This window comes from Bacteroidota bacterium (assembly GCA_016183775.1).
Lineage (GTDB): Bacteria > Bacteroidota > Bacteroidia > JABDFU01 > JABDFU01 > JABDFU01.
In genome coordinates, this window is sequence record JACPDY010000083.1 from 1 (window position 1) to 2,877 (window position 2,877).

The window sequence follows — 2,877 nt, forward strand, 5'->3', positions numbered from 1 at the left end:
ATAATTTTCCATTGGGCATCGGTAAGGCTTGTTTCATACATGGTACATAGGGTTTTGGTCAACACTAAGTAATTCAGTAGGAGATTTCCTTTTAGATGCCCTTTATACTTTTTATCAAATGAATTTTAAACAGTTTCTAAAAATACCTTGATTTCAAACGGTAACAGTAGCATCATAGCGCAGGTTTTCCTGGAGTGCATATGCAATACCTAAGCTTTCAGTAGACGAACCTATAAATATCCTTGGTTTCATTTTAATATAGCTTTTTAAGAAAAACAGCCCGAACAACACGAATAGAGCACATAGGTGAGTAAATGGATTGACGAAACTTTTATGATTGAAATCCTATCCAGCTTACCAAAAAAAATTGAAACGGGAGATATTTATGTTAGATTCAACGGATTCAACAACATTAGGGGCTATGCCGGATAGATTGACCATTCTCCTTCCACGAACTTATTGAACGGGAGTAAATCAAAAAACACTTCTCCTAAGGATGCGCATCAAACGACTGCAGGTAATCTCTGCCACCTGTATGACATCCCACACATGAACTGGCGTCCTTTGTTATACTGTGTGCCGGCGTACCATCGGGAAAAATTTCGGCCCAAAGCCAACCATTTTTAGCAAAAGGCGATTTTGAGTTCTTCATCATTATTGCATAAACCCAGGGTGCAGCGCCGCCATTGTATAATTCCTTAACAACTAAAGACGAATCAGGAAAAGAAGCTCCGGTTGGTAATTTCCCATCACTTCCCAATGCAGACTTGGCTTTAGCATTGAATTTAAGAAAATACGTATTACTATGGGCACCAGAACTTGTACTGACAATCTGATTAACATTATCGTCCTTATAATATGAAAACGTCTGCGCTTTCATATACGCGAACAATTTGGCATCCGTTGTAATGCCAGTCAATTCAATTTCTCCCCTGTCCTTTGTACAGGAAGCAACTATAATTATTACTATTGAAAGGGAAAAGAGTGTTTTATACATCGGATTTATTATTTATGTAACCAAATTTATGAATCTTTCCAACATATTAAAAGTAATGTTATCTTTAAAAAAGGAAGGCGAGTGGAAGGGACAAGTGACAAAGGATAGCAATACTACTACGTTTATTACTTGGATGACATTTAAACCTTTGAAACGAGCATGTGAAATTTGTACAAAGAGTCAAATTATTATATACAATTTCAAAAAAATATATGGGAAAAAGTTAGAGCTTTCGTGCTTTGGTGGCCAAAATCCAATTGCCACTAAAGCACAAAAACACTAAAACCCACAAAAAAGTTTATTCGATATAAACTCTAATAAATTATCGTATAAGCTTCGTAGTACTAAATAAACAGAATAACCTATGAACTTCATTATACAACTGATCGTTTCGGCTCTTGCCGTACTTATTTCATCCTATATTTTACCCGGCGTTGAAGTAGATAATATCGTTACCGCGCTGCTCGTAGCTGCGGTACTGGCATTTTTAAATACGGTTATAAAACCGATCATGGTACTGTTAACGATACCCGTGACTGTTCTCAGCTTCGGATTATTCCTACTTGTTATTAACGCGTTTATTATTATCCTGACTGATAAACTTATTGACGGTTTCCAGGTTCGTGGATTCTGGTGGGCCTTGTTATTCAGTTTAGTGCTTTCGTTTGTCACTTCAGTATTGAATAGCCTGCAGGCCAGATCGGAAACCAATGAGTAAGTAGTTCAGTAATTGGAAATTAGTGATCGGTAATCGGTGATTGGAAATAGGAAATTGGTGACCAACCTGCGCTGCCCTTCGATAAACTCAGCGTTCAGCTTCGGTTGATGAATCGGTTAAATGGAAAAACACATCTTAAGTAAATCATCTTTTATTCGCGGGTTGCAATGTACCAAATCATTGTACCTGTATAAAAATTTTTACAAGCAGAAGGACAAAACAAGTCCGGAACAACAGGCTATTTTCAGCAGAGGGACTAATGTAGGAGTTACCGCCCGTAAATTGTTTCCTGGCGGAGTTGATGCGAGCCCCTCATCACCCTTTAAATATTCTGAATCTGTAGAATTAACGAAGAAGCTCATCAGTGAAGGTGTTGAAATAATTTATGAGGCCGCCTTTATGTTTGAGAAAACGCTTGTGGCCATTGACATATTGGTTAAACACAATAATCTTTGGTATGGTTATGAAGTAAAAAGCTCAACCCGCATTACACCTACTTATATATCGGATGCTTCATTACAATATTACATCATACGTAACAATGGCATTGAACTTGAGGATATCAGCATCATTAATATCAATACTGCCTATATAAAACAAGGCCCGCTTGAATATAACAAACTCTTCAGGTTGACCTCCGTAAAAAAAGAAGCAATTGAAAACGCCGCTTTTATTGAGGAGAACTTACGCCGGCTATTAGCCGTAGCTCTTGGCCATGAGCAGCCCGATGTTAAGATAGGCGCTCATTGCTACAGCCCTTATGCGTGCGACTTTATCGGCACATGCTGGAAAGATATACCGGAAAATTCAGTATTGAACCTAAGCGGTGTTTCGAAAGACAAATTATTTGAACTTCACGACAACGGAGTAAAGACGATCGGGGAGATACCGGCTGATTACGAATCAAAAAAACCATTCAAGCTTCAGATTGAAAGCCTTACAACCAACCAGGCTATAATTGATAAAGAAGGGATAAAGAAATTCCTGGAAACAATTAATTACCCTCTTTATTTTATGGACTTTGAAACCATAATGCCGGCCATACCGCTATTTGACAACACCCATCCTTATCAGCACATTCCCTTTCAATATTCCATTCATTTCAAAGAAACCAAAAGCAGTCCTTTAATCCATTATGAATTTTTAGCCCAGGCCGGCATTG

At 38.0% G+C, this 2,877-nt stretch carries 4 protein-coding genes; 3 read left to right on the forward strand and 1 reads right to left on the reverse strand.

Translation table 11 applies throughout. The features are described 5' to 3' along the window. Positions 1 to 490 precede the first annotated feature (490 nt). Positions 491 to 997: a hypothetical protein gene (locus HYU69_10495; GenBank protein ID MBI2270767.1), complete on the reverse strand. Its 507-nt coding sequence runs from the start codon at positions 995 to 997 to the stop codon at positions 491 to 493. Between the two features lie 28 nt (positions 998 to 1,025). On the opposite strand from HYU69_10495, the gene HYU69_10500 reads away from it, so the two are divergent. The 3 genes from HYU69_10500 to HYU69_10510 form a co-directional block, all read left to right on the forward strand. Then, complete coding sequence (locus tag HYU69_10500) at positions 1,026 to 1,280, forward strand: hypothetical protein (GenBank protein MBI2270768.1); 255 nt, start codon at positions 1,026 to 1,028, stop codon at positions 1,278 to 1,280. A gap of 81 nt (positions 1,281 to 1,361) precedes the next feature. Then, on the forward strand, positions 1,362 to 1,715 hold the full coding sequence (locus tag HYU69_10505) for a phage holin family protein (protein ID MBI2270769.1): 354 nt from the start codon (positions 1,362 to 1,364) through the stop codon (positions 1,713 to 1,715). Between the two features lie 120 nt (positions 1,716 to 1,835). Beyond that, the coding region (locus tag HYU69_10510; GenBank protein MBI2270770.1) for a DUF2779 domain-containing protein at positions 1,836 to 2,877 on the forward strand (1,042 nt) is incomplete at its 3' end.

Bases quoted from the DNA above. Each gene is read 5' to 3' on its own strand.
- HYU69_10495 (MBI2270767.1), bottom strand. From the start codon at position 997: ATGTATAAAACACTCTTTTCCCTTTCAATAGTAATAATTATAGTTGCT.
- HYU69_10505 (MBI2270769.1), top strand. From the start codon at position 1,362: ATGAACTTCATTATACAACTGATCGTTTCGGCTCTTGCCGTACTTATT.
- HYU69_10500 (MBI2270768.1), top strand. From the start codon at position 1,026: ATGAATCTTTCCAACATATTAAAAGTAATGTTATCTTTAAAAAAGGAA.